At 71.0% G+C, this 21,410-nt stretch carries 16 protein-coding genes; 7 read left to right on the plus strand and 9 right to left on the minus strand.

The window, feature by feature from the left end; translation table 11 throughout:
* Positions 1-6: 6 nt before the first annotated feature.
* Together B1L07_00935 and dnaE2 are read left to right on the plus strand one after the other, a co-directional pair.
* A complete protein-coding gene (locus B1L07_00935; GenBank protein AUZ53931.1) occupies positions 7-1,428 on the plus strand; it encodes a DNA repair nucleotidyltransferase in 1,422 nt (473 codons plus the stop codon).
* Complete coding sequence (gene dnaE2, locus B1L07_00940; GenBank protein AUZ53932.1) at positions 1,425-4,670, plus strand: error-prone DNA polymerase; 3,246 nt, start codon at positions 1,425-1,427, stop codon at positions 4,668-4,670. The genes B1L07_00935 and dnaE2 overlap by 4 nt, the downstream gene beginning before the upstream one ends.
* 308 nt (positions 4,671-4,978) lie before the next feature.
* Here the strand turns inward: dnaE2 and B1L07_00945 are convergent, their stop codons facing one another.
* The 3 genes from B1L07_00945 to B1L07_00955 all read right to left on the minus strand — a co-directional run bounded on the left by B1L07_00945 (position 4,979) and on the right by B1L07_00955 (position 8,488).
* A complete protein-coding gene (locus B1L07_00945) occupies positions 4,979-6,502 on the minus strand; it encodes a hypothetical protein (protein ID AUZ53933.1) in 1,524 nt (507 codons plus the stop codon).
* 216 nt (positions 6,503-6,718) lie between these two features.
* The gene (locus tag B1L07_00950; protein AUZ53934.1) at positions 6,719-8,224 is read right to left on the minus strand and encodes an ATP-dependent protease; all 1,506 of its coding nucleotides are present in this window, start codon (positions 8,222-8,224) and stop codon (positions 6,719-6,721) included.
* 9 nt (positions 8,225-8,233) lie between these two features.
* A complete protein-coding gene (locus B1L07_00955) occupies positions 8,234-8,488 on the minus strand; it encodes a hypothetical protein (GenBank protein ID AUZ53935.1) in 255 nt (84 codons plus the stop codon).
* Positions 8,489-8,667: 179 nt separating this feature from the next.
* On the opposite strand from B1L07_00955, the gene B1L07_00960 reads away from it, so the two are divergent.
* A complete protein-coding gene (locus B1L07_00960; protein ID AUZ53936.1) occupies positions 8,668-9,006 on the plus strand; it encodes a transcriptional regulator in 339 nt (112 codons plus the stop codon).
* Between the two features lie 3 nt (positions 9,007-9,009).
* Positions 9,010-9,378, plus strand: coding sequence for a hypothetical protein (locus tag B1L07_00965; protein ID AUZ53937.1), 369 nt, complete (start codon positions 9,010-9,012; stop codon positions 9,376-9,378).
* 365 nt (positions 9,379-9,743) lie between these two features.
* Here B1L07_00965 and B1L07_00970 read toward each other — a convergent pair whose 3' ends face one another.
* Positions 9,744-11,186 carry a hypothetical protein gene (locus B1L07_00970; GenBank protein ID AUZ53938.1) on the minus strand — a complete coding sequence of 481 codons (1,443 nt, stop codon included), beginning with the start codon at positions 11,184-11,186 and terminating at the stop codon, positions 9,744-9,746.
* A gap of 264 nt (positions 11,187-11,450) precedes the next feature.
* The gene (locus B1L07_00975; GenBank protein ID AUZ53939.1) at positions 11,451-12,308 is read right to left on the minus strand and encodes a spermidine synthase; all 858 of its coding nucleotides are present in this window, start codon (positions 12,306-12,308) and stop codon (positions 11,451-11,453) included.
* A gap of 236 nt (positions 12,309-12,544) precedes the next feature.
* Between B1L07_00975 and B1L07_00980 the strand changes: the two genes are divergently transcribed.
* Positions 12,545-14,434 (plus strand): arginine decarboxylase, encoded by a 1,890-nt coding sequence (locus B1L07_00980; GenBank protein AUZ53940.1) that lies wholly within the window; start codon positions 12,545-12,547, stop codon positions 14,432-14,434.
* A 166-nt stretch (positions 14,435-14,600) separates the two neighbouring features.
* On the opposite strand, the gene B1L07_00985 is transcribed toward B1L07_00980, so the two are convergent.
* The 4 genes from B1L07_00985 to B1L07_01000 all read right to left on the minus strand — a co-directional run bounded on the left by B1L07_00985 (position 14,601) and on the right by B1L07_01000 (position 19,470).
* Positions 14,601-15,353, minus strand: coding sequence for an NADP-dependent 3-hydroxy acid dehydrogenase (locus B1L07_00985; GenBank protein AUZ53941.1), 753 nt, complete (start codon positions 15,351-15,353; stop codon positions 14,601-14,603).
* A 676-nt stretch (positions 15,354-16,029) separates the two neighbouring features.
* Positions 16,030-16,875 carry a sporulation protein gene (locus tag B1L07_00990; GenBank protein ID AUZ53942.1) on the minus strand — a complete coding sequence of 282 codons (846 nt, stop codon included), beginning with the start codon at positions 16,873-16,875 and terminating at the stop codon, positions 16,030-16,032.
* A gap of 19 nt (positions 16,876-16,894) precedes the next feature.
* Complete coding sequence (locus B1L07_00995; protein AUZ53943.1) at positions 16,895-18,583, minus strand: arginine--tRNA ligase; 1,689 nt, start codon at positions 18,581-18,583, stop codon at positions 16,895-16,897.
* Between the two features lie 212 nt (positions 18,584-18,795).
* Positions 18,796-19,470: a hypothetical protein gene (locus tag B1L07_01000; GenBank protein ID AUZ53944.1), complete on the minus strand. Its 675-nt coding sequence runs from the start codon at positions 19,468-19,470 to the stop codon at positions 18,796-18,798.
* Positions 19,471-19,565: 95 nt separating this feature from the next.
* Between B1L07_01000 and B1L07_01005 the strand changes: the two genes are divergently transcribed.
* The gene (locus B1L07_01005) at positions 19,566-20,825 is read left to right on the plus strand and encodes a bifunctional 4'-phosphopantothenoylcysteine decarboxylase/phosphopantothenoylcysteine synthetase (protein ID AUZ53945.1); all 1,260 of its coding nucleotides are present in this window, start codon (positions 19,566-19,568) and stop codon (positions 20,823-20,825) included.
* Positions 20,822-21,295, plus strand: coding sequence for a deoxyuridine 5'-triphosphate nucleotidohydrolase (locus B1L07_01010; GenBank protein ID AUZ53946.1), 474 nt, complete (start codon positions 20,822-20,824; stop codon positions 21,293-21,295). The genes B1L07_01005 and B1L07_01010 overlap by 4 nt, the downstream gene beginning before the upstream one ends.
* Positions 21,296-21,410: the final 115 nt, after the last annotated feature.

Consider the following 21,410-nt stretch of genomic DNA (forward strand, 5'->3'; position numbering starts at 1 on the left):
GCGGCCATGCTCTGGGCCTGTGTACTGCTGCCGCAGCTGGCGCTGGACGCCGTCCTGCGCCGTTGTCCTGACCCGCAGGCGCCGCTGGCGCTGGTCGGCGGCCCGGCGCAGCTGCGCACCCTGCAGGCGGTCAACGCCGCCGCGGCCGCCGCCGGGGTCCAGGCCGGCATGCGCCTGACCGCGGCGCATGCGCTGCTGCCCGGGCTGGCCCTGGTCGAACACGATCCGCAGGCCGAGGCGCGCTGGCAGCGCTTCCTGGCCGCCTGGGCCTACCGCCACAGTTCGCTGGTCAGCGCGCAGTGGCCCGGCTGCATCGTGCTGGAAGTGCGTGCCAGCTTCGCCCTGCTCGGTCCGTGGCCGCGCATCGAGGCGCGGCTGCGCGAGGAACTGGCGCTGCTGGGTTTCAGCCACCGCATCGGGCTGGCGCCGACGCCGCGCGCGGCGCAGGTGCTGGCCGGCCTGGGCGATGGCCTGGCGGTCACCCAGCCGGCGGCGATGACGGCGCTGCTGGACCGGGTGCCGGTGGCGCACGCGCGGTTGCCCGGGGACACCGGCGAGCGCCTGCGGCACATGGGCATCGGCGACCTGCGCACGCTGCGCGCGCTGCCGCGCGATGCGCTGCGCCGCCGCTTCGGCCTGCCGCTGCTCGAACACCTGGAGCGCCTGTATGGCCAGGCCGACGACCCGCTGGCGTACTACGCGCCGCCGGACCATTTCGACGCGCGGCTGGAGCTGGGCTACGAGGTCGAGAGCCACACCGCGCTGCTGTTCCCGCTGCGCCGCCTGGTCGGCGACCTGTGCACTTACCTGTCGGTGCGCGACGGCGGCGTGCAGCGTTTCGTGCTGCGGCTGGAACACGAGCAAGGCCACAGCGACGTGGCGGTGGGGCTGCTGGCCGCCGAGCGTGAGCCGGCGCTGCTGTTCGAACTGGTGCGCAACCGCCTGGAGCAGGTGCGGCTCGAGCGGCCGGTGGTGGCGCTGCGCCTGCTGGCACGCGAACTGCCGCCGTTTGTGCCGGCCGCGCGCGACCTGTTCGATCCGCGCACGCGCCAGCAGCAACCGTGGCCGCAGCTGCGCGAGCGGCTGCGCGCGCGCCTGGGCGACAGCGCGGTGCATCGCATCACGCCAACCTGCGATCCGCGCCCGGAGCGTGCCTGGCGGCCGCTGCAGGGTGACGAGGTGCGCATCGGCGATGCCGCGCCGGGGCTGCCGCCGCGCCCGGGCTGGCTGCTGCCGCAGCCGGTGCCGCTGCGCGATCCGCGCCTGCGCATCGTGTCCGGCCCGGAACGGCTGGAAAGCGGCTGGTGGGACGGCGACGACGCGCGCCGCGACTACTACGTGCTGGAAACCTCGCAGGGCCAGCGCGCCTGGGCGTTCGCGCCGCCGGGCGAGCAGGGCGGCTGGATGCTGCACGGGTGGTTCGCATGAGCCGCCGCGAAGCCCGCGATTCGCATGCCGGCACCCGCGTGCCGCGCGCCTGGGAAGTGGCGCAGCGCCTGGGGCGCGTGGCCGCCAACGACGGCGCGCCCGGCGAGGACGCCCTGCCGGCCTATGCCGAACTGCATTGCCTGTCGGATTTCTCGTTCCTGCGCGGCGCGGCCAGCGCCGAGGAACTGTTCACGCGTGCGCGCGACTGTGGTTACGAAGCGCTGGCGATCACCGACGAATGCTCGCTGGCCGGCATCGTGCGCGCCTGGGAGGCGGCGCGCGCCAGCGGCGTCAGGCTGGTGGTCGGCAGCGAGTTCACCCTGGCCTGCGGCCTGCGCTGCGTGCTGCTGGTGGAAACCGCCGACGGCTACACGCGCCTATGCGAGCTGATCAGCCGCGGCCGCCTGGCGGCCGGCAAGGGCACGTACCGGCTGGCACGGGCGGACGTGGAAGCGGTGCTGGGCGGCGCCGATGCGGAGGCCTCGGGCCTGTTCGCGTTGTGGTTGCCGGGCGCCGAGCCGCAGACGGAACAGGGGCGCTGGCTGCGGGCGCTGTTCGGCGCACGCGCGCACCTGGCGGTGGAACTGCACCGCGAGCAGGACGACGCCGCGCGCCTGCAGCAGCTGCTGGCGCTGGCCGATGCGCTGGCGATGACGCCACTGGCCAGCGGCGACGTGCACATGGACGTGCGCCGCCGGCGCATGCTGCAGGACACGATGACTGCCATCCGCCACAACCTGCCGCTGGCCGAATGCGGCGCGCACCTGTTCCGCAATGGTGAGCGCCACCTGCGCACCCGCCGCGCGCTGGGCAACATCCATCCGCCTGCGCTGCTGCAGAACGCGGTGCGGCTGGCGCGCCGTTGCCGCTTCGACCTGGGCCAGCTGCAGTACCGCTACCCGACCGAGCTGGTGCCCGACGGGCACACGCCCGGCAGCTGGCTGCGCGAACTGACCGAACGCGGCATGCGCGAGCGCTGGCCGGAAGGCGTGCCGCCCGATGTGGTCCGGCAGATCGAAAGCGAACTGGAACTGATCGCCTACAAGCAGTACGAGGCGTTCTTCCTGACCGTGCAGGACATCGTCCGTTTCGCGAAGGAGAACGGCATCCTGTGCCAGGGGCGCGGTTCCTCGGCCAATTCCGCGGTGTGCTTCGCGCTGGGCATCACCGTGGTGGATCCTGCCGAGAGCCGGTTGCTGATGGCGCGCTTCCTGTCGCGCGAGCGCGACGAGCCGCCGGACATCGACGTGGACTTCGAGCACGAGCGGCGCGAGGAAGTGCTGCAGTACGTCTACGCCAAGTACGGCCGCCACCGCGCCGCGCTGGCGGCCACGGTGATCCGCTACCGCGGCAGGAGCGCGGTGCGCGACGTGGCCCGCGCCTTCGGCCTGCCGCCGGACCAGATCGCGCTGCTGGCCGGATGCCATGGCTGGGGCAATGGCGAGGTGCCGATGGCGCAGCGCCTGCGCGAGACCGGCTTCGACCCGGACAACCCGCTGATCCGGCGGCTGATGGCGATCACCGCGCAGTTGAACGGCCACCCGCGCCACCTGTCGCAGCACGTGGGCGGTTTCGTCATCAGCGATGCGCCGCTGTCCACCGTGGTGCCGGTGGAGAACGCGGCCATGGACGGGCGCACCATCATCCAGTGGGACAAGGACGACCTGGAGACGATGAAGCTGCTCAAGGTCGACTGCCTGGCGCTGGGCATGCTCACCTGCATCCGCAAGGCACTGGAGCTGGTGGAGCGGCACCGCGGCCAGCGCATCGACCTGGCGCGGTTGCCGGCCGGTGACGAACCGACCTACGCCATGATCCAGGCCGCCGACACCGTGGGCGTGTTCCAGATCGAATCGCGCGCGCAGATGAGCATGCTGCCGCGGCTGAAGCCGGCGTGCTTCTACGACCTGGTGATCGAGGTGGCGATCGTGCGCCCGGGGCCGATCCAGGGCGACATGGTGCATCCGTACCTGCGGCGGCGGCAGGGCCGCGAGGAGGTGACCTACCCCTCCGATGGCATCCGGAACATTTTGAGGCCCACGCTGGGCATTCCCCTGTTCCAGGAACAGGTGATGGAGCTGGTGATCCATGCCGGCTACCAGGAGCACGAAGCGGACCACCTGCGGCGCTCGATGGCGGCCTGGGGCCGCGGTGGCGACATGGAGCCGCACCGCGAGAAGATCCGCGCGTTGATGAAGCAGAAGCACTACTCGGACGCATTCATCGAGCAGATCTTCGAGCAGATAAAAGGGTTCGGTTCCTACGGCTTCCCGCAGAGCCACGCCGCCTCGTTCGCCAAGCTGGTCTACATCAGCAGCTGGCTCAAGCGGCATGAACCGGCGGCCTTCGCCTGTGCGCTGCTCAACGCGCAGCCGATGGGCTTCTATTCGCCCAGTGAGATCGTCCAGGACGCGCGCCGCGCCGGCCGCGGCGGACGCCGCGCGGTGGAGGTGCTGCCGGTGGACGTGACCCGCAGCGACTGGGACAACACCCTGGAAGGCGGGCGCGTGCGCCGCGGCCCGGGCGATGACGACGGCCAGCCAGGCATCCGCCTGGGCCTGCGCCAGGTGGCCGGGTTGCCGCAAGGCGCGGCGCTGGCGATCGTCGCCGCGCGGGCCAGGCGCCCGTTCACCGACGTGCGCGACCTGTGCCTGCGCGCCGGCCTGGACGAGCGCGCGCGGCGCGCGCTGGCCGAGTCCGGCGCGCTGCAGGCGCTGGCCGGGCACCGCCACGCCGCCCGCTGGGAAGTGGCCGGCATCGAGCGGCAGCGCCCGCTGCTGCCCGGCAGCCCCGACGAGGACACGGTGTCGCTGCCGGCGCCTTCGGCCGGCGAGGAGGTGCTGGCCGATTACCGGGTGCTCGGCCTCACCCTCGGCGAACACCCGCTGTCGCTGCTGCGCGCGCGGCTGCAGCGCGAGCGCGTGCTCGACATCGCCCAGGTCCGGCAACTGCCGCACGGGCGCGGCGCCCATGTGGCCGGCATCGTGGTGCAGCGGCAGCGCCCGGGCACGGCCAAGGGCACGGTGTTCGTCACCCTCGAGGACGAGCATGGCCCGCTCAATGTGGTGGTCTGGCAGGCCCTGGCCGCGCGCCGGCGCAAGGTGCTGCTGGGCGCGCGGCTGATGGCGGTGCGCGGCCGCTGGGAGCAGGTCGATGGCGTGCAGCATCTGGTCGCGCGCGACCTGCACGACCTCAGCCACCTGCTCGGCGACCTGCGCACCCAATCGCGGGATTTCCACTAGCGCGACGACGCGCCGCGACGAGGTCGGCGCGGGGCGTGCCTTCGCGCTGGGCCCGGCAGAGCCGGCGCCGGGTGCCGCCCGGAGCCCGTGCGCGCCGCACCCCGCTGGCCCGGGTGTACTTGCGCAAGCCCAAGCCCAGGCGCGCGAAGATCGGCGACAGGGCTCCGCAATCACCTCAAACCGTTGCAGGTCGGGCGCGGCGTGGTCATGCGTGCCGGTGCCGCGCAGGCCGCAGCAACGCCGGCGTGGGTCCCGCCTGCGTTGCTGCGGCAACCGGAGAACACCGCCGCCAGCGACCCGTTACCGCCTCACACCCACTGCGACAGCGCGATCTTCAGTTCCGCGGCGAAGCCCTTGGCCGAGGCCACCGGCACCGTGAACACGTCCGGCGCCTGCTGGGCGATGCCGATGGCCCGCGTGCTGGCTTCGTCCAGTTCGGCCTGGGTCTTCGGGCCGCCGGCCCAGTGGTCGTCGGCCCAGACATAGCGCAGCCGCCAGCGGTCGCCGTCGGGCCGGGCGAACAGCACCAGCGTGTTGCGGAACAGGTACTCGCCGGGAATGTGGTTCTTCAGGAACAGCGCGCCATCGACCTCGTAGCCGGCGTTGCACACCGCCAGCTCGATGGAGAAGGCGACCTCGCTGCCGGCGGTGATGCGGCGGCTGTCCAGGAACACCGAGAACAGCACCGGCGCGCGCGCGTCGCGGCGCACGTTGCCGTCGGCGTCGAAGATGTCGTCGTACTCGCGGCGCACCGCCGATTCGTTGGCCTGGGTGCGCGCGGTGAGCTGGTAGGTATAGGCGCCGCGCGGCGCCACCGTGGCCTCGATGTAATACGACGAACGCACCCGCCTGCCACGCCGGCGCGCGGCCTCGACCTCCGGTGGCAGGGCCAGCGCGGTGATGTCCAGCTGCGCGGTGGCGCAGATGTCGCCGAACAGGAAACGCGACAGGTTCTGGTAGCCCTCCTCGGAATTGACGATGCCGAAGTAGCCGCTGTGGCTGCGGTTGACGAAGGCGCGCGGCGCGCCCTCGACGTACGCGTTGGCGATGCGCACCAGGCCATCGCTGAGCGCGCCGACCGCGAACGAGGACAGCCCGCGCGCCACCGCGTAGTCGCGGCTGTTGGTGCCGATCAGGCAGAACATGCGCTCGGGCGGGAAACCGGAATCGCCCAGCGTGTTGACCTTGTCCCGTGGCACCTTCAGGTAGCGCGCCATGTTGCCGCGGTTGAAGTTGTTCATGTCGTTGATCGACAGCAGGTCGGGCACGTTGATGCCGGCGATGTCGATGCCGTTGTGCGGGGTGGCGTAGGTGAACACCTTGTCCACCAGCGTGCGTGCCTCGGCGCTGGCCACCTCCGGGTTCTGCAGCAGGCAGCGGCAGATCAGCCCGCCCATCGAGTGCGCCACCAGGTACACGCGGAAGTCGCGACGCTGGCTGGCGTTGTTGCCGCACACGCTGTCGCGCAGCTCCAGGATGCGCCGGCCCAGACTGGCCGCGGCCTCGGTGATCGACGGCGCCTTGCCGTCGCCGAACGCCGGGTCGGCCACATCGTAATACCGGTGGATGACGATGCTGCGTGGCGAAATGCCACTGCGCAGCTCGGCACCGCCGTCATAGACGTCGCGGTAGCCGTAGTCCTTCATCAGCCGCACCAGCGGCGACTCGAACACGAACTTCACCACCGAGCCGTCCTGGGCCTGGCGGATCTTGGTGGAACCGGCCTCCAGCCCCATGAACGGCGTGGAGGTGGTCTCGACGATCTCCGCGCGGGTCATGGCATAGCCGCGCACGTAGATGATCGGGAAGAAAGGGCGCTGAATCCTGTCCATGTCCGGCTCCACGGGAGGGAAGGTCCATAGTCGGCCATTGTCGTCGCATACGTGGCGACTGGAACGCGAACGGGTGCACGGCCTGCCGCGTGCAGCCGTGGGCCGGGTGCGCATCCGCCGCTTCGTGGCGCCCGTGGGCATCGCGTCGCTGAATGGCGTGCGCGCTGCCAGCTGCGGCCGCGCCGACGTGCCGGGCCGGGGGCGAATGCGCCGCGCTCAATCGCCGGCGGCGCGATCCAGCTGGCGGTAGCCGATGGCTTCGGCCAGGTGCGTGCGTTCGATGGGGCCGCCACCGGCCAGGTCGGCGATGGTGCGGGCCACGCGCAGGATGCGGTGCATCGAGCGCGCGGACAGTTGCAGGCGCTCCATCGCCTGTTCGAGCATGGTCTGGTCGGCGGCGGTCAGGACGCAGTGGTGCGAGGTCTGTCCCGGATCGAGGCGGGCGTTGGGGGTACCGGCACGTTGCAGCTGGCGGGTACGTGCCTGCGCTACGCGGGCCTGCACGGCGGCGCTGGCTTCGGCAGGCGGAGCATCGCCGCGCAGTTCGGACGGTGGCAGCCGTGGCACCTGCAGCTGCAGGTCGATGCGGTCCAGCAGCGGGCCGGAAATGCGCGCGCGGTAGCGGGCGATCGCGTCGGCCGAGCAGCGACAACGGCCACTGCGGTCGCCGGCCCAGCCACATGGGCACGGGTTCATCGCCGCCACCAGCTGGAAGCGGGCAGGGAACTCGGTGCTGCGCGCGGCCCGCGCGATGGTGACCACGCCCGATTCCAGCGGCTCGCGCAGCACTTCGAGCGTCTGCCGCTTCCATTCGGGCAATTCATCCAGGAACAACACGCCGTTGTGCGCCCGCGAGATCTCGCCGGGTCGCGGCAGTGCGCCGCCGCCGACCAGGGCGACCGCGCTGGCGGTGTGGTGCGGGGCGCGGTACGGCCGTTGCCGCCAGCGTGTCGGGTCCACGCCGTGGCGCCCGGCCGAGGCGATGGCCGCCGTTTCCAGCGCTTCGGCCTCGCTGGCCTCGGGCAGGATGCCGGGCAGCCGCGAGGCCAGCAGGGTCTTGCCGCAGCCGGGCGAACCGACCAGCAGCAAATGGTGGCCGCCGGCGGCGGCGATCTCCAGTGCGCGGCGGGCCTGCGCATGGCCGCGCACGTCGGCCAGGTCCGGCAGCGGCGCGGGGTCGCAGGTGCTGACCTGCGCGTCGGGCAGGGTCTTCTCGCCAGCCAGGCCGGCGCAGACCTCCAGCAGGGTACGCGCGACCTTGACCGTCGCCTGCCGCGCCAGCGCGGCCTCGTCGGCGTTGTCCGGCGCCACCACCAGCGTGCGCCGTTCACGCGCCGCGGCGATGGCCGCGGGCAGCGCGCCGTCCACGCCGCGCAGTTCGCCGGTCAGCGCCAGTTCGCCGATGAACTCATGCGCGGCCAGCGCCTGGCGGTCGATCTGGCCGCTGGCGGCGAGGATGCCCAGTGCGATGGGCAGGTCGAAACGGCCGCCGTCCTTGGGCAGGTCGGCCGGGGCCAGGTTGATGGTGATGCGCCGGGCCGGGAACTCGAACTGTGCGCAGAGAATGGCCGCGCGCACCCGGTCGCGCGATTCGCGTACCGCCGCTTCGGGCAGGCCCACGATCTGGGTGCAGGGCAGCCCGCCGGACAGGTGCACTTCGACCCGTACCGGCGGCGCATCCACCCCGGCGCGGGCACGGCTGTGCACCAGCGCCAGGCTCATGGGCGTGGCTCAGGCGTCGCCGGCGGGGCGCTTTTCCAGTGCGGCGACGGCCTGTTCCAGGGCCTCCAGCTTCTCGCGGGTGCGCAGCAGCACGGCGCGCTGCACTTCGAACTCCTCGCGGGTGACCAGGTCCAGTTTGGCCAGGCCAGCCTGCAGCGCACTCTTGAAGGTGGCCTGCAGTTCCTCGCGCGATTCGCGCAGGCCCGGCGGCACCAGCTCGCTCAGGCGGCGGGCCAGCGCATCGATGTGATTGAGGTCGATCATGGGGGCGTCTCCGCGGGGCAGGCTGGCAGGTTAGGCGCCGCCGGCAACCACGGCCATCGGGCTCTGTTGCGTGGGGGCATCAGGATAATCCCTTGCCGTCCGCGCGGCACGCCCCGCGCCTGCCGGGTCAGCGCCGGGCAGGCTATGCTTTCCCCGGCACACAGACAGGGAAACGACCGATGAAAATGATCATGGCCATCGTCAAGCCGTTCAAGCTGGACGACGTGCGCGAGGCGCTCGCCGAGCGCGGCGTGGCCGGCATCACCGTCACCGAGGTCAAGGGCTTCGGCCGGCAGAAGGGCCACACCGAGCTGTACCGCGGCGCCGAGTACGTGGTCGATTTCCTGCCCAAGGTGAAGATCGAGGTCGCGGTGACCGACGCCCAGGCCGACGAGGTGGTGGAAGCCATCGTCAAGGCCGCCGGCACCGGCAAGATCGGCGACGGCAAGGTGTTCGTGTACGACCTGGGCAGCGTGGTGCGCATCCGCACCGGCGAGCTCGACGCCGACGCGCTCTGAACCATGGCGACCCTGGACGGTGAATTCGGCCAGCGCCTGCAGCGGGCCCTGGCGATGCTGGATGGCAAGGGCCTGCCGCGCGGCACGTCCGCGCCGTTGCTGTACCGCTGGTTGTGGAAGCTGGGCTGGCGCATGGCACCACCGCCGATGGCGGGGTTCGCTTCCACCGCCCTTGTGAGCGGCGCCTTCTTCGGGCCGGTGTGGGGCCTGATGATGTGGTTGATGCTGTGGCGCCGTTCGCAGATGCCGGTGGGCATGGTGCTGCTGGCCGCGGTGCTGGCCGGCGTGCTGTTCGGCCTGTCGATGGGGCTGTACGGGCGCTGGAATGCACGCCGGCGCGGCATTCCCCTCTGGCGCGACTTCCAGGGCTGAGCGCGGCTGGCGGGCCGCAACCGCGGCGCGCGAGCCGCGAGCAGTGGCATGCGTGCCCGGGCAGGCCGGTCACTGGTCGGTACCGCCGTGCAGCGGGCTCCCAGGCGGCGACCGGGTGACCGATCCCCGTCCTGAACCAAGCGCTGCGCATCCGCGAGCTCGTCTCCGGCGCTGAAGCCGCTGGGTCCGGTGGGCCTGCGGGCGCCGCGGGGCGCGATAAGCGAAAGACGCGACGCGGGGTCGTTCCGGACGGAAGCCCCGGGCGCTCCGCCGATGCCCGGGCCACGAAGGCGATCCAGCGGGACAGGGCCCGCGCGGGAAAGGAGAGCGCCCGGCCCTGGCGAGGACAGGGCGGCACCGATGCCTCAATCGCCGCTGTCCCCGGGTTGCTTGCCCGCCCCCATTGCGTCCAGCGCCGCGCGGGCGCTGCGGCTGGCTGGATCGAGCTTCAGCGCGGTGCGGTAGCTTGCGCGCGCTTCATCCAGCCGCCCGGCCGCGCGATACGCCTCCCCGAGACTGTCGTGGGTGTTGGCCGAACCGGGATACGCCGCCACGCCCCATTCAAAGACGCTGACCGCCTCGTCCTTGCGGCCCGCGCGGAGGAACTTGTAGCCCAGCGCGTTCAGCGCCCTCTCGCTGTGGTCGTAGTCGTCGCGGCGCACCCCCAGCCCTTCATAGGCCGCCGTCATGGCCTTGAGTCCCTGGTGATAGGCGATCGGGGTCAGCAGGTCGTCCAGGCTCCGCTTTGCCGGTTGCATCGGCTTGCCGTTGAGCACCTGCATGAGGTCCTGGCCCATTGTCAGCACAAGCGCGCCCTGCCAGAAGTTGTCGAGGATGATGACGCAGTCCTCGTGCGACTCGGAGCGCAGGTAATAGCTCTGGTAGCCCGGTACGCTGCCGGTGTGGGAAACGACCCGCAGGCGGGCGCCATCGGGCAGTGTCCAGTCATCGACATTCCACCCGAACCCATAATGCGACGCCTGCGCTGTCAGCATCTGGCGCCGCGTGTCGTGGCTCAGCAGGCGCTCGCCATACAGCGCCCGGTCGAAGCGGTAGAGGTCATCGACCGTGGTGTAGATGCCCGCGGCCGCGAACGACACGCTCGGGTCGATCCACTGCGGCTGCACCAGGCTGCCGTCCGCGGTGCGGGTGTAGCCTTCGGCGAGCCGTTCCAGCACCGACCTGCCGTTGAAAACGCCACTGGCGGCCATGCCTGCCGGGGCGAAGATCCGCTCCTGCAGGTTGTCCGCAAGAGGCCGCCCGGTGGCCTGTTCGATCAGCAGACCGAGCAGGAAGAAGCCATTGTTGTTGTACCGCCACTGCTGGCCCGGGCTCTCCAGCAGCGCCGGCTTGATCCACTCGCGCGCGAAGTCCATCGGCGCATAGCTGCGGCGCGCGGCGGTCTGCCACCACGGGTCGGTGTAGCGCCCGGGGACGTCGGCGAGCCCCGAGGTGTGGCTGAGCAGCTGGGCCACCGTCACCTCCGCCGCAGGCGTCCCGGCGTAGAGCGCCGGAAGGTATTCGCCCAGTGTCCCGTCCAACCGCAGCGTGCCCTGCTGGACCAGCTGCATGGTGAGCGTGGCAACCAGCGGCTTGCTCAGCGAGCCGACCCGATAGCGCCCTTCCACCCGGTTGGGTGTTGCCCATTCAACATTGGCCTGGCCACAAGCGGCGCGCAGCAGCACCTGGTCTCCCCGCGCCACCAGCACGGTGCCGTTGAAGCCACGGTGATCGGCGTAGCTGTCGACCAGGCGGCGCAGTTCATCGGCCGTGGGAGGCTGCTGTGCCAACGCGACTGCGCTGTACATCAGCAGAACGAAACCACATACCCGGGCAAAGGGACGCATCGATTGGCCTGCGTTGGAGAATCCAGCCGAAGCCAGTGGTTGACTACAGTTGTAGTCAATGGGGCGTCCGGCATGGTTCCAGCGCCCTTCGGGCGCCAGGCAGCGCGATGGCTGCGTCCGGCAGCCGCGTGGACCGGGTGCTGCGCGGCGCCTGGAGAACCAACGAAAACCCCGCGCCGGTGGCCGGCGCGGGGTTGGGGTACGTCGCTGCGGTGTGGCGCGGGCTTACTCGCCCAGCGCCTTGGCCACGAACGGCGGGCTGACCAGCACCCCGGTGTGCAGCGGGGCGGTGTAGTACAGCGTGTCGAACGGCTTGGCGGCGGCGTCTTCCTGGCGGAAGCCGAAGCCGAAGCCGGCCTGCTTGCTGGCCACGGTCACCGACCACCAGCCGGTCGGGTAGCACGGCTGCGGGAACGGCAGGGTCTTGAACGACTGGAAGCCGGCCTTGCCCATTTCCGCGCGCATGTCCTTGATCAGGTCCAGCAGCGCCAGCGGCGATTCGCTCTGCTGCACCAGCAGGCCGTCGTCCTTCAACGCGCGGAAGCAGCTTTCGAAGAACGCCTTGTTGAACAGGCCCTCGGCCGGGCCGACCGGGTCGGTGGAGTCCACGATCACCACGTCGACGCTGCCCGGCACGCAGTTGGCCATGTAGGCCACGCCGTCGTCGAACAGCAGCTCGGCACGGGCGTCGCCGTTGGATTCGCACAGTTCCGGGAAGTACTTCTCGGCCATGCGCGTGACCTGCTCGTCGATGTCGCACTGGGTGGCGCTTTCAACGCCCGGGTGCTTGAGCACCTCGCGCAGGGTGCCGCAGTCGCCACCGCCGATGATCACCACGCGCTTGGGCGCCGGGTGGGTGAACAGCACCGGGTGGCTGATCATCTCGTGGTAGAAGAAGTTGTCCTTGCTGGTCAGCATCATGGCGCCGTCGATGACCATCAGCTTGCCCCAGTCGGTGCTGTCGTAGATCTCGATCTTCTGGAACGGCGACTGCACTTCGTCCAGCTTGCCGGTGACGCGGAAACCGATGGCCGAGCCGGTCGGCTGGAAGTGTTCGATGAACCAGTTGTCGTGGGTGGTCATGGGGATTCCTGGGTGCGATGGACATTTCCCTTCCCCCGCTGCCGGAGAAGGGGCCCCGGAGGGGCGGATGAGGGGGCGGCGAGCCCCGGCACGGCGGGGATTCCGCCGTATTTCCGCCCCTGGACCCGGCTCCGCGGGGGCAGGGGGGAGGCGCGGGCGCGGATTGTAACGGACCGCTGCCCCGCTGGCGTTAGAATGCGCGTCCTTTTTATCCACAGCCGAGAGTTGCTACGCCGATGAGCGATTGGTCCCTCGACCAGGCCCGCAAGACCTATTCGATCCCGCACTGGTCCGACGGTTACTTCGACGTCGATGCCGCCGGGCATGTCGTGGTGCGCCCCACCGGCGCGCAGGGCCCGGCCGTGTCGCTGCCTGAAATCGTCGATTCGGCACGGGCCGCCGGCGCCAAGCTGCCGCTGCTGGTGCGCTTCCCGGACATCCTCGGCGAGCGCCTGGGCAAGCTGCAGGCGGCGTTCGCCCAGGCCCAGCGCGACTGGGACTACCACGGCGGCTACACCGCCGTGTATCCGATCAAGGTCAACCAGCACCGTGGCGTGGCCGGCACCCTGGCCAGCCACCACGGCGAGGGCTTCGGCCTGGAGGCCGGCTCCAAGCCGGAGCTGATGGCGGTGCTGGCGCTGAGCCGGCCGGGCGGGCTGATCGTCTGCAACGGCTACAAGGACCGCGAGTACATCCGCCTGGCGCTGATCGGCCGCAAGCTCGGCCTGCAGACCTACATCGTCATCGAGAAGCCCTCCGAGCTGAAGCTGGTGCTGGAGGAATCCAGGGCGCTGGAGGTGAAGCCGGGCCTGGGCGTGCGCATGCGCCTGGCATCGCTGGGTGCCGGCAAGTGGCAGAACAGCGGGGGCGACAAGGCCAAGTTCGGGCTGTCGCCGCGGCAGCTGCTGGACCTGTGGAAATCGCTGCGCGACACCGAGTACGCCGACTGCCTGAACCTGCTGCACTTCCACATGGGCAGCCAGATCAGCAACGTGCGCGACATCGCCAACGGCATGCGCGAGGCCACCCGCTACTTCGTCGAGCTCTCGCGCCTGGGCGCGAAGATCAGCCACGTCGACGTCGGCGGCGGCCTGGGCATCGACTACGAAGGCACCCGCTCGCGCAGCTACTGCTCGATCAACTACGGCCTGAACGCCTACGCCAGCAACATCGTGCAGCCGCTGGCCGAGGCCTGCGAAGCGCACGCGCTGCCGCCGCCGCGCATCGTCACCGAGTGCGGCCGCGCGATGACCGCGCACCATGCGGTGCTGATCGCCAACGTGTCCGAAGTGGAGCAGGCCGCCGATGGCCGCATTCCCGAGGCGCATGACGACGAGCCGGCCGCGATCCGCCACCTGCGCGAGATCCACGACGAACTGGACCAGCGCCCGGCGGTGGAACTGTTCCAGGAAGCGCAGCACTTCCACGCCGAAGGCCTGAGCGCCTACGCGCTGGGCCAGATCGACCTGCCGCAGCGTGCGCGCATCGACGACCTGTTCTACGCCATCGCCAACGGCGTGCGCGCGCGCCTGAGCTACGACGAGAAGAGCCATCGCCCCGCGCTGGACGAGCTGAACGACCGCCTGGTCGACAAGTACTTCGTCAATTTCAGCGTGTTCGAGTCGATCCCCGATGCCTGGGCCATCGACCAGGTGTTCCCGATCGTGCCGATCGAGCGCCTGAACGAGCGCCCGGACCGCCGCGGCGTGATCGCCGACATGACCTGCGATTCGGACGGCATGGTCAAGACCTACGTCGAGAACGAGAGCCTGGACAGCTCGCTGCCGCTGCATTCGGTGGGCCATGGCGAGCGCTACCGCATCGGCTTCTTCCTGGTCGGCGCCTACCAGGAAATCCTCGGCGACATCCACAACCTGTTCGGCGACACCGACGCGGTGGAGGTCACGGTCGATGGCAGTGGCTACCGCATCGCCCAGCAGCGCCGCGGCGACACCACCGACGTGATGCTCGACTACGTCGGCTACCGCCTGGACGACCTGCGCGCGGCCTACCGGCAGCGCGTGGCCGCGGCCAACCTGCCGGCCGCGCGCGCGGCCGAGCTGGACGCCGCGCTGGAAGCGGGCCTGACCGGTTACACCTACCTGTCGGACGAGCCGCTGGGCTGAGCGGGGCGCGGCCATCGCCGCGCTGACGAGGGGCGGGCGGTGCCCGCCCCTTCTCATTTGCGGCCTGTGCTGCGCGCGATGCCGGGATGGACGCCAGCGTTGAGGGCAGGCATGGGAACAGCCCATCGCATCGCAGCCACCGGCATGCCCGACCGTGTCGCCGGCATCAGCCTTCGCGCGCCACCTGGAAACCGGCGAACGACTGGCTCACCGGCATCAGCTCCAGGCGGTTGACGTTCAGGTGCGGCGGCAGGCTGGCGACCCAGAAGATCTGCTCGGCGATGTCCTGCGCGGTCATCGGGTTGGCGCCCTTGTACAGCTGGTCCGAGGCGGCCTGGTTGCCATGGGTGCGCACCAGGGTGAACTCGGTCTCGGCCATGCCCGGCTCGATCGCGGTCACGCGCACGCCGGTGCCGTGCAGGTCGGCGCGCAGGCCCAGCGAGAACTGGCTGACGAACGCCTTGGTGCCGCCATAGGCATTGCCGCCCGGATACGGATAGATCGCGGCGGTGGAGCTGATGTTGATGATCGCCCCGCGGCGTTCGATCAGCCGCGGCAGCAGGTGGTGGGTGAGGGTGACCAGCGCGGTGACGTTGGTGTCGATCATCGTGCGCCAGTCTTCCAGGCTGGCGTGCTGGGCGGCGGCGGTGCCCTGCGCCAGGCCGGCGTTGTTGACCAGCAGGTCGATGCCACGGAACGGCGCGGGCAACGCCGCCAGCGCCGCCTCCATGGCCGCCGCGTCGCGGATGTCGAACGCCGCCGCGTGCACCGTGTCCGCCCCGAACGCGTCCACCAGCGGCTGCAGGCGCTCGGCACGGCGGCCGGTGGCGATCACCTTCCAGCCGGCGGCGGCGAAGCGACGGGCGGCGGCGGCACCGAAACCGGACGTGGCGCCGGTGATCAGGACGGTCTTGGACATGGCGGGTTTCCAGGGGGAAGGGCCCTCGATTTTCGCACCTTCGCGGCGTACCGGCGCTGGCGCGGCGCGGCCTCCCGGGCAGTCGATCGCACCAACCCGCATGCCGACAGCGCCCACCCGGCGGAGACCCAGCCCGTTTGAATCAAGACGGTGTGCTGCCAAGCGTGGGCCTGTGGAAGACAGCGTTGTGGGGCTCGATGTTCTGCTGTGCAGACATGGGGTAACACCGCCGTGGCACGCCGCCAGGCGTGGACCCATGGAGATGGCGGGCACGGGGCCCAAAGTTTGTTTCACGAACATGGGGGTGAAGCCGCCACAGGCGATCCAGCTATGCCTTCGATCCCCGCACCTTGGGAAGCGGACGCCCGTAGATGCGGGGCTTGCCCCGCATTGGGCCCTGTTTCAAGAACGTCGGGGGAAGCCTACGTAGCGATGCCGCTGCGCCCGCGATTTCCGCACCTCGCAGAACACGGGGTCCGTAGACGCGGAGCTTGCCGCGAATGGCGCGCCCCGCCGGATCCGGTGCGGGGCAAGCCCCGCACCTACGACGTTCCCACCGGAGCCACAGCCCCCTTGAGTCAAGGGGGCGCGCCGACAGGCGCGGGGTTGTGGAGAAAAAGGGCACGGGGCCCAAGGTTTGCCGCGCAAACCTTGGGGTAACACCGCCAAGGCGGTGTTACTGCGCCTTGATGGCCATCGCCTGCAGGCCGCTGCCGTTGAGCTTGGCCTTGGCTTCGGCCAGTTCACTGGCGCTGCCATAGGGGCCCATGCGCACGCGGTAGACCGTGTTGCCGTTGATCTGCGCCGATTCGACGCGGGCGGCCAGGCCCATCATCGCCAGCTTGGCCTTGGTCGCCTCGGCGTCGCCGGACGCGCCGAACGCGCCGGCCTGGAGGATGTAGCGGACGTTGTCGCTGCCTGCCGCCGCGGCCGGCGTCGCCGGTTCCGCGCGCTTCGCCGCGCTGTCCGCCGCGGCCACGGTGGGGGCCGCGGTGCCGGGCGCGGTGCCGGCTGTGGCCACGGCCGGGCGCGGCGCCTCGCTGATCGGCGCCGGCAACGGTGCGGCGGCCGCCGGTACCGGGCGCCCTTCCAGGGCCGCCTGCGCGCGCTGGGCCTCGCTGGCCTCCGCCGTGCGTGCGGCCTGCGCCCGGCGCTGCTCCTCGGCGCGCGCGCTGGCTGCCAGTTCGGCGTCGGACATCTGCACTTCCTTGCCCGGCAGCAGGGTGTAGAAGTCGTACTGGGTCGCGGCCGGCTTTTCCGCCGGCTGCGCGCCATCGCGCGCGGCCGGACGCGGCAGGTCCGCGCCGGCGTCGATGTCGGCGTCGGCGACCGGCGCCGGCTGCGCGTCCGGGTTGGGTTGCGGGCCCACCCGCAGGAAGCCGTCGCCTTCCTTCTTGAACAGGTTCGGGGCGGCCAGGAACACCACGGCCGCGATCGCCGCGCCGGCGACCAGCCATACCCAGCCGGGCGTCCCGTTGCCGCTGTTGCGCCGGGCCTGGCTCTTGCCGCGTCGTGCTGCCATTTCTGCAACGTCTCCTTGCTTACATCTTTTCCGGTGCGCTCACGCCCAACAGGCCCAGGCCGTTGGCGAGCGTCTGCCGCGCCGCGCCGGCGAGCGCGAGGCGGGCATTGCGGAGGGCGGCATCGTCCACCAGCACCGGCGTCCCGTGATACCACGTGTGGAAGGCGTGCGCCAATTCACGCAGGTACTGCGCGACCAGGTGCGGCTCCAGCGCCAGGCCGGCGGCCTCGACCACTTCCGGGTAACGCGAGATTTCGTTCATCAGCTCCAGCGACGCGGCGTCGTCCAGCTGCGCCAGCGCGGCCAGGCCCTGCGCCTGGTCGTAGTCCAGGCCCTTCTCCTGCGCCTGGCGCAGCAGCGAGCAGACCCGGGCATGCGCGTACTGCACGTAGAACACCGGGTTGTCGTTGCTCTGCTGGCGTGCCAGGTCGATGTCGAAGGTGAGCTGGGAGTCGGGCTTGCGCGCGATCAGGAACCAGCGCACCGCATCGCTGCCGACCTCGTCGATCAGGTCGCGCAGGGTCAGGTAGCTGCCGGCGCGCTTGGACAGTTTCACTTCCTCGCCGCCGCGCATCACCGTCACCATCTGGTGCAGCACGTACTCCGGCCAGCCCTGCGGAATGCCCACGCCCAGTGCCTGCAGGCCGGCGCGCACGCGCGCCAGCGAGCCGTGGTGGTCGGCGCCCAGTTCGGTGATGGCGCGTTCGTAGCCGCGCTGCCACTTGCTCAGGTGGTAGGCCACGTCCGGCAGGAAGTAGGTGTAGGTGCCGTCGGACTTGCGCATCACGCGGTCCTTGTCGTCACCGAAATCGGTCGAGCGCAGCCACAGCGCGCCGCCTTCCTCGTAGGTGTGGCCGGAGGCAACCAGCTGGTCCACCGTCTCGGCGACCTTGCCGTCCTTGTACAGCGAGCTCTCCAGGAAGTAGATGTCGAAATCCACCCCGAACGCGGCCAGGTCCTGGTTCTGCTCGTTGCGCAGGTAGGCCACGGCGAAGCGGCGGATGGCTTCGATGTCCTCGGCATCGCCGGCACCGACCACCTGGCTGCCTTCCAGTTCGACGGTCTGGCCGAGCAGGTAGGCCTTGGCGACGTCGGCGATGTATTCGCCGTTGTACGCGTCGGCCGGCCACTGTTCGTCGCCCGGCTTGAAGCCGCGCGCGCGCGCCTGCACCGAGCGGGCCAGGTTCTCGATCTGCACGCCGGCGTCGTTGTAGTAGAACTCGCGCCTGGCGTTCCAGCCGTTGGCTTCCAGCACGCGGGCGATGCAGTCGCCGATGGCGCCGGCGCGGCCATGGCCGACGTGCAGCGGGCCGGTCGGGTTGGCCGAGACGTACTCGACGCCGACGTTGCGGCCGTTGCCGCCCAGGTTGCGCCCGTAATCGGCGCCTTCGCGCAGCACGCTCGCCACCTCGCGCTGGAACGCCACCGGCGCCAGCTTGAAGTTGATGAAGCCCGGGCCGGCGATCTCGACGCTGGCGACGTCGTCGCTGGGCGGCAGCGCGGCGACCAGCGCCTGCGCCACGGCCCGCGGGTTGCTGCGCGCGGCCTTGGCCAGCAGCATGGCGGCGTTGGTGGCGAAATCGCCATGCTCGCGGGTCTTGGGTCGTTCGACCACGAAATCCGGCGGCAGGGTGTCGGCAGGCAGGGTACCGTTGGCGCGCAAGGCTTCGATGCCTTGGCCGATCAGGGCGCGGAGTAGGGATTTCACGTGACTGTCTGCTTGGAGCGCGGAACTGCGCATTTTACCCGAGCGGCGGGACCGCTGCTGCCGCGGCGGCGCGGACGGTCAGCGACGTCAACGCCAGGTGCAGGCCGTGGCCCGGAGGGTGGCGGCGGGCCTGGCCATGTCCGGCGGCCGGCGCCGGGGTGCCGGCGCCGGCGGGACGGACAGGGCCGCCAGGGTGGGGCGCGCGCCATCGGTTACATCCAGCCGCGGGCGGCCAGCGACACCGGCGGGCCATCGCCGATGACGAAGTGGTCCAGCAGCCGTATCTGTACCAGGGCCAGCGCGTCGCGCAGGCGCAGGGTGACCGCACGGTCGGCCGTGGAGGGTTCGGCGTTGCCCGAAGGATGGTTGTGGCCCACGATCACCGCCGCGGCGTTGTGCGCCAGCGCCCGGCGCACCAGTTCGCGCGGGTGCACCTCGGCGCCGTCGATGCTGCCGCGGAACAGCTCCTCGAAGGCCAGTGCCCGGTGCCGGTTGTCCAGGAACAGGGCGGCGAAGACCTCGTGCGGCCGCGGCCGCAGCCGCTGCACGAAGTAGCGGCCGGCGGAGTCGGGGTCGGTCAGGCTGGTGCCGCGCTCCAGGTCCGTGGCCAGGTGGCGCTGGCCCAGTTCCAGTGCCGCCACCAGCCGGCAGGCGCGGGCCGGGCCCAGGCCCGGTACCCGCATCAGCTCGCGCGCGCCGCGGTCCATCAACTCCCGCAGCGTGCCATGCGCCTGCAGCATCTCGCGCGCGGTGCGTATCGCGTCCTGGCCCGGCAGGCCCGAGCCCAGGAAGATGGCCAGCAGCTCCGCATCGGACAGGATGCTGGCTCCGTGTGCCAGCAGCTTCTCGCGGGGGCGTTCGGTGTCGGGCCAATGGCGGATGTGCATGCCCACAGGGTGGGTGTCAGGGGCGTGCACGGTAATAAGTCGTCACGGACCCTTCGGGTAAGCTAAAGATTCTTGCGTAGGTAGGATTTCCTCAAGTGACCGGCTTTCCCCACAGTGTCCATGCGCCCGCCCGGCCGCTGGACGGACACAAGCTGCTGCTGTGCGTCGGCGGCGGCATCGCCGCCTACAAAGCGCTGGAACTGGTGCGCCGGCTGCGCGACGCCGGCGCCCGCGTGCAGGTGGCCATGACCGACGGTGCCCAGCAGTTCGTCACCCCGCTCAGTTTCCAGGCCCTGTCCGGGCAGCCGGTGCGTACCACCCTGTGGGACAGTGCCGCCGAACAGGCGATGGGCCATATCGAACTGGCGCGCTGGGCCGACCGCATCGTCATCGCGCCGGCCACCGCCGACCTGCTGGCGCGGCTGGCGCATGGCCATGCCGACGACCTGGTCACCACGCTGTGCCTGGCCACGACCGCGCCACTGACGGTGTGCCCGGCGATGAACCACCGGATGTGGCTGCACCCGGCCACCCAGGCCAACATCGCGCTGCTGCGCGAGCGCGGCGCGCAGGTGGTCGGGCCCGAGGACGGCCCGCTGGCCGAGGGCGAATCCGGCCCCGGGCGGCTGAGCGAACCGGAGGCCATCGTCGCCGCGCTTGCCGGCGCCGGCCACGCCGCGCCCGCCGCGGCGGCCACGCCGGACCGGCTGCAGGGCATGCAGGTGCTGATCAGCGCCGGGCCGACGTATGAAGACCTGGACCCGGTGCGCTATGTCGGCAACCGCTCCAGCGGCAAGATGGGCTATGCACTGGCGGCCGCGGCCGCACGCCGTGGCGCGCGGGTGGTGCTGGTCAGTGGTCCGGTGCAACTGCCGACGCCGCCCGGCGTGCAGCGGGTGGACGTGCGTTCGGCCGCGCAGATGCGCGAGGCGGTGCTGGCCGCCCTGCCCGCCGATATCTACATCGGCGCCGCGGCCGTGGCCGACTACACCCCGCGCCAGGTGGCGCAGCAGAAGCTGAAGAAGACCGCGGGCAGCCAGACCCTGACCCTGGAGCTGGTGCGCACCCCCGACATCCTGGCCGAGGTGGCCACGCAGGAGCAGGTGCTGAAGCTGGTGGTCGGCTTTGCCGCCGAGACCCACGACGTGGAGAAGTACGCGCGCGGCAAGCTCGCCGACAAGCACCTGGACCTGATCATCGCCAACCAGGTCGGCATCGCCGGCGGCGGCTTCGAGAGCGACCAGAACGCGGCGACCGCCTACTGGAGCGATGGCCAGCGCGCCTTCCCGGGCACCGCCAAGACCCAGCTGGCCGAACAACTGCTGGACCTGATCGCGGAGCGACTGGACGCATGAACACGAACGCCACCCCGCACCCCCTGCAGGTGAAGCTGCTGGACCCCCGCTTCGGCGACGCGTGGCCGCTGCCGGCCTATGCCACCGAGGCCAGCGCCGGCATGGACCTGCGCGCCGCGATCGAGGTGCCGATGGCGCTGGAACCCGGCGACGCGGCGCTGCTGCCCAGCGGCATCGCCATCCACATCGCCGACCCGGGCCTGTGCGCGGTGGTGCTGCCGCGCTCGGGGCTGGGCCACCGCCACGGCATCGTGCTGGGCAACGGCACCGGGCTGATCGATGCCGATTACCAGGGGCCGCTGCTGATCAGCGTGTGGAACCGGGGCCGCGAGCCGTTCACCATCGAGCCGGGCGACCGCATCGCCCAGCTGGTGGTCATGCCCATCGCCCGCGTGAGCTTGCAGGTGGTGGATACTTTCATCGACAGTGCGCGTGGAACGGGTGGATTCGGCCACACCGGAGTGCGCTGACAGGGGAACGCACGATGAGCCAAGGGAACCAAAGCCGGCGCCCGCGCCCGGCGCTCGGCCGTTCGACGCCGCTGCTGGCGGCGCTGCTGGTGCTGCTGGCCGGCTGGTTCGGCTG

The organism is Stenotrophomonas acidaminiphila, assembly GCA_002951995.1.
GTDB lineage: Bacteria > Pseudomonadota > Gammaproteobacteria > Xanthomonadales > Xanthomonadaceae > Stenotrophomonas > Stenotrophomonas acidaminiphila_A.

Coding starts and splice junctions, on each gene's coding strand:
- B1L07_00935 (AUZ53931.1), top strand. CDS start 7: ATGCTCTGGGCCTGTGTACTGCTGCCGCAGCTGGCGCTGGACGCCGTC.
- dnaE2 (AUZ53932.1), top strand. CDS start 1,425: ATGAGCCGCCGCGAAGCCCGCGATTCGCATGCCGGCACCCGCGTGCCG.
- B1L07_00945 (AUZ53933.1), bottom strand. CDS start 6,502: ATGGACAGGATTCAGCGCCCTTTCTTCCCGATCATCTACGTGCGCGGC.
- B1L07_00950 (AUZ53934.1), bottom strand. CDS start 8,224: ATGAGCCTGGCGCTGGTGCACAGCCGTGCCCGCGCCGGGGTGGATGCG.
- B1L07_00955 (AUZ53935.1), bottom strand. CDS start 8,488: ATGATCGACCTCAATCACATCGATGCGCTGGCCCGCCGCCTGAGCGAG.
- B1L07_00960 (AUZ53936.1), top strand. CDS start 8,668: ATGAAAATGATCATGGCCATCGTCAAGCCGTTCAAGCTGGACGACGTG.
- B1L07_00965 (AUZ53937.1), top strand. CDS start 9,010: ATGGCGACCCTGGACGGTGAATTCGGCCAGCGCCTGCAGCGGGCCCTG.
- B1L07_00970 (AUZ53938.1), bottom strand. CDS start 11,186: ATGTACAGCGCAGTCGCGTTGGCACAGCAGCCTCCCACGGCCGATGAA.
- B1L07_00975 (AUZ53939.1), bottom strand. CDS start 12,308: ATGACCACCCACGACAACTGGTTCATCGAACACTTCCAGCCGACCGGC.
- B1L07_00980 (AUZ53940.1), top strand. CDS start 12,545: ATGAGCGATTGGTCCCTCGACCAGGCCCGCAAGACCTATTCGATCCCG.
- B1L07_00985 (AUZ53941.1), bottom strand. CDS start 15,353: ATGTCCAAGACCGTCCTGATCACCGGCGCCACGTCCGGTTTCGGTGCC.
- B1L07_00990 (AUZ53942.1), bottom strand. CDS start 16,875: ATGGCAGCACGACGCGGCAAGAGCCAGGCCCGGCGCAACAGCGGCAAC.
- B1L07_01000 (AUZ53944.1), bottom strand. CDS start 19,470: ATGCACATCCGCCATTGGCCCGACACCGAACGCCCCCGCGAGAAGCTG.
- B1L07_01010 (AUZ53946.1), top strand. CDS start 20,822: ATGAACACGAACGCCACCCCGCACCCCCTGCAGGTGAAGCTGCTGGAC.